A 6,466-nucleotide genomic window follows, 5' to 3' on the forward strand; every position below is an offset into this window, starting at 1 on the left:
TCCCCGGGGCCCGCGGCGTCGGGGGACGCGGGCAGGGGCGCCGCCAGCCGGCAGAGGGCGAGATCGGCCGCGGTGCCGTAGCCGCGCAGCGGCAGCAGGGCCGCCCACGGGTCGACCGCCCGGGACAGGTCGATCTCGCCTGCCGCGACGATGGTGATGGCCGTGGCCTCGGGACCGAACGAGGCACTGGCCCCATTCGGCCGGGTCTGATCCGGCCGAATGCCGTGCGGCGGGCCCCCGCCGGTCGGGTCACGATCGGCGGGCAGGTCGGGACCGGCGGCGTGCATGCCGCCGTCGGGCTCACCGCGGTCGGGACGGCCCGCCGGGATGGAGCTGGCGGGCCGGGCGGCCTCGCGCCCGTGGAGCGGGGACGAGGCGGTGATGCCGACGGTGCCGACCGCGAGACCGGCGAGCCCGACGACAGCGAGTCGCCGAAGTGCGGACAGGCCCGGGAGCGGGGCGCCAGTGAAGCGGAGGCGACGCCGCGCGTCGGGCCGACGGAGTCGCAGCATCGTCCTCGGTGCCGGTCGGATCGAATCGAATCGACGTCCTAGCGTTACCGAAGGTAAACGATGAGTGGCGGTCGTGCTAGCGCGGGCCGCCCTGGTCGACGATCCGCGTCAGCATGGAGAGCAGCGTGCCCTGTTCCTCCCGGGACAGGGGGGCCAACAGCTTGTCGTTCATCTGCTCGATGCGGTCTGCCACCTGGCCGTGGGTCGACTCGCCTCGCTTGGTCAGCCGTAGCACGTTGCGGCGGCCGTCGCGCGGGTCGCGGACCCGGCGGATGAGACCCCGCTGGACGAGCCTCGCCACCACGTCGGCGACCGTGGATCTGTCGAGCGACGCCCGTTCGCCGAGCGTGCGCTGATCGATGTCGGGATCGGCGAGGAGACTGTTGAGGACCACGAACTGCGGCGGGGTGGTCTCGGTGGAGACAGTCGTCGTCCATAGCTGGTAGGTCACCTGCTGCAGCCGACGAGCGAGCTGGCCTGGATGACTGGACATGTCCACCACGCCGCTGGTGCTGGGCGGCTCGGTCGGCTGTGGGGGCAGGGTGGCCGTCCCGGTGGCGCGTTGCCCGGGTAGGCGCTCGCCGGAATGTTCCAGCACGCCGGTGTCTTCACCGACACCCCTGGGCAACTGGTCGGATCGTGTGCGCGCGTTCAGGGTTCGCTTCCAATCCGGTGTCGAAGTGGGCGGCCGACGAGTTCGCCGCAAAGGTCATCATCGCTCATGCCGACGCTCGTTGTCGCCAGGGTGTGAGAATCGGGTGGCGCTCCGACGTCGAAGCCGTAACTCCTGTGGCATGTAGTGAAATTATAACTACGGATAGCCGGACATCCCGGCACTTGCGTAGTACTCTTGTCACCGCTTTGGGGTAGCCGTTCCGGGATGTCGCGATCGTGACAGGGGCACCCGCGACCACGCGGCGCCGCGCGCGAGGTGCATCACAGGGCACGGGCGGGTACGGGCTGCGGTATGGAGGATGCGCCCAGAGGTCTGCGGGAGAGTCTGAAACGGGTTGCCGTGACCCTGAAGGAGGCGGACATCCCGTTCGCCCTCGGGGGGAGCTACGCGTGCTGGGCCCGCGGCGGTCCGGAACCCGTTCACGACGTCGATTTCATGCTGCGGGAAGAGGATGTGCCGCGGGCGGTCGAGGTTCTGGCCGCGGCCGGGCTGCGCCCGGTGGACCCGCCGGAGGACTGGCTCACCAAGGTGTTCGACGGCGAGGTACTCGTCGATCTCATCCATCATCCGGTCGGTCGCGCGGTCACCCCGCAGATGCTGCAAAGGTCCAGTGAGATGTCGGTGGACTCGGTTCGGATGCCCGTCATGGACGCCACGGACTGGTTCGAGATGACCCTGCTGGCCCTGGAGGAGCGCTACTGCGATCTGGCCCGGGTCCTGCCGATGATCCGGGCGATGCGCGAGCAGGTCGACTGGGACCAGGTTCGCCGATCCACCGCCGCCTCGCCCTTCGCCGAGGCCGCGTTGCTGGTCGCCGAGCGGCTCAATCTCATTCCGCCGGTCGATGCCGCCCCGGTCGCCGCCCGGCCCGGCGAGATTGCCGCGTCGGGTGGCGCGGTTGTGTCGTCCGGGGCGGCGCAGCGCGGCGGAACGAAAGGCGGTAAGGGCGGCGGCAAGGCAGCAGCCGACAAGCACGGCGGCAAGGCAGAAGGTAGCAACACCGGAGGCGCCAACACCGGAGGCGCCAACGCGGAAGGCGCCAACGCGGAAGGCGCCAACGCGGAAGGCGCCAACGTGGAAGGCAGCAACGCGGAAGGACGTGCGCAGGAAGGCATTGGTTTGCGGATTGGCAAGGAAACAGGCAGCCCGGTACCAGGGGAAAAGTGGGACGTGGCGGGGCCGTCGGTTCTGGCGGGACAGCCGGATGTGGCGGGACAGCCGGACGTGGCGGGACAGTCGGTTCTGGCGGGACAGCCGGACGTGGCGGGACAGCCGGGCCTGGCGGGGGAGCTGGACCTGGCCGAGGCCGACGAATACCTGGCCGGGGAGCTGCGCGAACGCCTTGCCGAGGATCCGCGGGTCGCGGAGCTCGGGCTCGAGGTGGTGGTCGCCGGCGGGTGCATCCTCGTCGAGGGCGAGGTTGCCACCGATGTCCGCCGCCGGGCGGTCGTGGACGTCGTGGCCGAGGCCGCCCCCGGCCGGCTGGTCCGCAACGAGGTCACGATCATCGGCCGCGTCCCGGTGGCCGATGAGACTGCGAAGGTGGAGACCATTTCATGATGCGCATCGCCGCGGTCGGCGACATCCACCTGGGAACGGACAGCGGCGGGACCTTCGCGCCGGTCGTCCGCGGCCTCGCCGGACGCGCCGACGTGCTGCTGCTGGCGGGCGATCTCACCCAGCACGGGCTGCCCGCCGAGGCCGAGGTTGTCGCGGCCGAGGTGGCGGGAGCGCCGGTGCCCGTCATCGCCGTGCTCGGCAACCACGACTATCACAGCAATGCGGAGCGGGAGATCACGGCCATCCTCGTCGCGGCCGGTGTGACGGTGCTCGAGGGCACCGGGACGGTGGTGGACATCGACGGCGCGCGGCTCGGGATCGCGGGCGTCAAGGGATTCGGCGGCGGCTTTGCCGGGGCCAGCGGAACCGACTTCGGCGAACCGCTGATGAAGGCCTTCGTCCGGCACACGAAGGAGGTTGCCACCCGGCTCCGGTACGCCTTGGCGGCACTCGACTGCGATACCCGCGTCGCTTTGACCCATTACGCCCCGATTCCGGACACTCTGATCGGCGAGCGGGCCGAGATCTATCCCTTTCTCGGCAGCTATCACCTTGCCGAGGCGGTGGATGCCGGCGGCGCCGCCCTCGCCTTGCACGGACACGCCCATGCGGGCTCGGAACGCGGGTCGACGGCGGGCGGAGTACCGGTCCGCAATGTTGCCCGGCCGGTGATCGGCAAGCCCTGCGCGCTCTATGCCGTCGACTCCGGGGCGGCCGGCGAGAGAACCCGGATGGCGACGCCGTCGTCGGCGCCGTCGGTTGATCTCGCGGCTCCGACGGCGCCGTGAACCGCCGCCTGACGCCCCCGATGACGGCCGGTTCTGCGCCGCCTGGCGGCCCGATGACGGCCGTTTTTCCGCCGACCGATCGTCGATCCACCGGCCTGCCGCGAGGACCAGCGAGGCCCGGCGGATCTGAATAGTCAGAGTGGAGGGCTCCTCCATGGCCCGGGTGGGGGATGCACTCCCGTGTTGCTCGGGCGGATGTGGGTGGGGAGCACTCGCCCAAATGGACTCGCCACCCGGGCGGCCATGACCCGCGTGGGCCCCCCGCGTAGGCATAGTCCGTCCGGGCGGGCCACCTTGGCTACCGATGGTCGGATCCGGGGCTTTCTGCCCCGCTCGGGTGTGCCCGGTCGGGCCATGCACTCCCCGCCTGGGGCACACCGGGCACCGAGGCGAGTCAGGAGGCATCTGACTCGACCGGACCATTTGCCGGCCGAGAGCATGGCCCGCCCGTGGTGCCCCCGGATCGTCCATATGGGGCATGCGGTGCACTCGCCTGACGCGCCCGGAGCGTCCAGCGATCGCGGCGGACGTCTCGGGGTCCGGTGGAGATCACGAAACTCCGGCGTCGGACAACCGCACCTCGACGTCACCGTGGGAGACCGCCACCTCCAGCCGGGGCTGCCCGGCGGTCGCGGGGCCGTGCGCGACCGCCCCGTCGGCCAGCCGGAACGTGCTGCCGTGCCAGGGGCAGCGCACGCAGGTGACGCCATCGTCGATCACGACTCTCCCCTCGTGCAGCGGCCCCGCCAGGTGACTGCACCGGTCCGCGAGGACGTCGACATGATCGCCCTGCCGGAGCAGCAGCAGCGGCACCTCGCCGAGTAGCCGGACCTCCGGGCGGCCCGGGGCGAGCTCGTCCACCCGGGCGACCCGATGCCAGCCGGGCGGCAGCAGGCGGGCGACCTCCTCGGCGTGGTTGACCCCCGACGCCTGCCGGTAGGCGAGATGACCCCCCAGATAGGCCGACGTCCCCGCGACGGCGAGCCCGGCCAGCCCCAGCCGTCGGCCCAGCCGGTCGTGCCGGCCCCAGCGGGCCAGCAGCGAGCCGAGGTAGCAGCCGGCCGCCAGGCTGTTGGCGCCGGCATGGGCCACGCCGACGCGCAGTTGACGTTGGCGCAGCTCGGAGTAGTCGGCGAGGCCAGCGGCCGCGGCCGCGGCGGCGGCGAGCAGGCCCGAGCCGATCAGGACTCGCACCGCCCGTTCGGACCGTTCGTCGCGCCCGCCAAGCAGGTCCACGATCCCCGCGGACAGCCAGGTTCCCAGCGGGAGCTGGGCCAGGGCGGGGTGCAGCGGATGCCCGAGCGGTACTCCGTTGAGCAGGTCGCGCGCCGCACCGGGCCCCAGGATGTGCCGGACGCGGTCGCGGACCTTCGCTGCCACCGGATCGAGGGCTTCGGCCCGCTCCAAGCGCTCGGCCGGTCCGACGAGGACATCGTGCGGTGTCCGCCTCATGCCTCTCGGTGTTCCCGTCGGGGCCCGCCGACGAACCGCGCCGCCCGGCGGAGGGTTTGTTTCGTGCCCCAGCGTGCACATCCCCTGCGCGACGAGGATCCGGCGGGACGAACGGGGTCACCGCCATCCCCGCGCGCAGCCCGCCGCGCGGGCCGTCGGTTTCTCGACCACCCGTCGCCGTCCGCGATGGCGACGCCAGGGAAGGAACGAGACATGGCAGTGGATCGGGGAAGCTCCAAGCACGGCCCGTGGCGGGACGACGCCATGGCGCACGAGGTCTCCGGGTTCGTGCGCAGCGGCCGGGACACCCGGGCGGAGGAGTGGCGTTCCGTCGAACCGACGGACGAGCTGCCCGGCGACGCGCAGTTCCCGGACCCCGCCCAGTCCCGGGCCGGGGCGGCGGCCGGCATGACGCTGGCCGACGTCGAGGAGCGGTCAGAGCTTGCCCGCTGGCTCGGCCGGGCGGTCTTTCCCGCCGAGCGGGAGGAGATCATGGACCATCTCCGCCACCAGCACGCCCCGGACCGGGTGATCGAGGAGGTCGCCGCGGCGCCGCCCGGCGTCCAGTTCGCCTCCGTCGGCGAGCTGTGGCGGGTGCTGCGGCAGGGGACCGACGCCCAGTCGCTGCGGCGCTGACGGACCGTGTTCGGCCGAGGTCGGACCGCGGGCGGTGTGCGGCGGGGGCGGATGCCGGATACGGGGCCGCGATCCGTCTCGCCGGGGACGACACGGGCGCTTCTCCGCCGACGGCGCCGACCTCGCGACGCGGCCGTCGGGTGGAAAAACCGTTGAGTGGCAGGGAAATGTGGCGGTCGTCATGAGGACGATTGCATGACGCCGGCACCACCGGGGCACAGAGCAGCCATGGGACGCACCGTGCTGGATCGACAGCCACGCACAGCTACCACCCGCGGCTCCGCAACCCGGGAACCGCACGGGGCAGCCCGGGTTCCGGCGGCATCGCGGGCTTCCTCGCCCGGCTCGACCCGGGCCGCCCCGAGAACTCGTTCCACCCGGGCGGCGGGCCCGGCGTCGGTCCGGGCGGCGGCAACCTCGCCGACCAGGCGGCCCGCTACTCGGCGGGGACGGGCGGAGCCGGTCAGCCTCGGCCGCCTGATCGGCTGGGGGCTGGCGGCGAGCGTCGCGTTCCTGGTGATCTCCGTGCCGCTGGGCGGCTTCGGCCCGCTGGCCTTCGGAGCCCTGGCTGGCCTGTGGGCGCTCGGCGTCGCCTGGATCATCATTTTCGGGCCGCCTACCTTCGACCGGCTCGTCCTGCACAGCTACGGCCGGGCGGCGCGAGCCTCGCTGGGCGACGCGGGATCGGCCACGCTGAGATACCTGCGCTCGTCGTCCCGCTCGCTTGGCTCGTCCGTCCGCTCGGCCCGCAGGCCGGCCCGCCTGCAGCGGGTACGGCAGTCGCCACGGGCAGCGACCCAGCCGGCGGCGCGGGCAGCGACACAGCCCGTGACGCCGGAGCG

The 6,466-nt window shown here is 72.5% G+C and carries 5 protein-coding genes and 2 pseudogenes; 4 read left to right on the plus strand and 3 right to left on the minus strand.

Going from position 1 to position 6,466, the window contains the following annotated elements; all coding sequences use genetic code 11:
• Both ND748_RS21855 and ND748_RS21860 read right to left on the minus strand, forming a co-directional pair.
• Window positions 1-512, minus strand: a pseudogene (locus ND748_RS21855) (CapA family protein); the annotation flags it as partial.
• Between the two features lie 76 nt (window positions 513-588).
• Window positions 589-1,110 (minus strand): MarR family winged helix-turn-helix transcriptional regulator, encoded by a 522-nt coding sequence (locus tag ND748_RS21860; RefSeq protein ID WP_374215998.1) that lies wholly within the window; start codon window positions 1,108-1,110, stop codon window positions 589-591.
• Between the two features lie 417 nt (window positions 1,111-1,527).
• Here ND748_RS21860 and ND748_RS21865 point away from each other — a divergent pair, with 417 nt between their 5' ends.
• Together ND748_RS21865 and ND748_RS21870 are read left to right on the plus strand one after the other, a co-directional pair.
• Entirely contained in the window at window positions 1,528-2,748 is a 1,221-nt protein-coding gene (locus ND748_RS21865) for a BON domain-containing protein (protein WP_251747850.1), read from the plus strand.
• Window positions 2,745-3,536: a metallophosphoesterase gene (locus tag ND748_RS21870; protein ID WP_251747851.1), complete on the plus strand. Its 792-nt coding sequence runs from the start codon at window positions 2,745-2,747 to the stop codon at window positions 3,534-3,536. The genes ND748_RS21865 and ND748_RS21870 overlap by 4 nt, the downstream gene beginning before the upstream one ends.
• Before the next feature lie 549 nt (window positions 3,537-4,085).
• Here the strand turns inward: ND748_RS21870 and ND748_RS21875 are convergent.
• The gene (locus tag ND748_RS21875; protein ID WP_251747852.1) at window positions 4,086-4,988 is read right to left on the minus strand and encodes a Rieske (2Fe-2S) protein; all 903 of its coding nucleotides are present in this window, start codon (window positions 4,986-4,988) and stop codon (window positions 4,086-4,088) included.
• Between the two features lie 213 nt (window positions 4,989-5,201).
• Here ND748_RS21875 and ND748_RS21880 point away from each other — a divergent pair, with 213 nt between their 5' ends.
• Window positions 5,202-5,624, plus strand: a complete 423-nt coding sequence (locus ND748_RS21880; RefSeq protein ID WP_251747853.1) for a DUF2795 domain-containing protein — start codon at window positions 5,202-5,204, stop codon at window positions 5,622-5,624.
• Between the two features lie 228 nt (window positions 5,625-5,852).
• Window positions 5,853-6,466, plus strand: a pseudogene (locus ND748_RS21885) (hypothetical protein); the annotation flags it as partial.

The organism is Frankia sp. AiPs1 (assembly GCF_023716945.1).
In the GTDB taxonomy this organism is placed as follows: domain Bacteria; phylum Actinomycetota; class Actinomycetes; order Frankiales; family Frankiaceae; genus Frankia.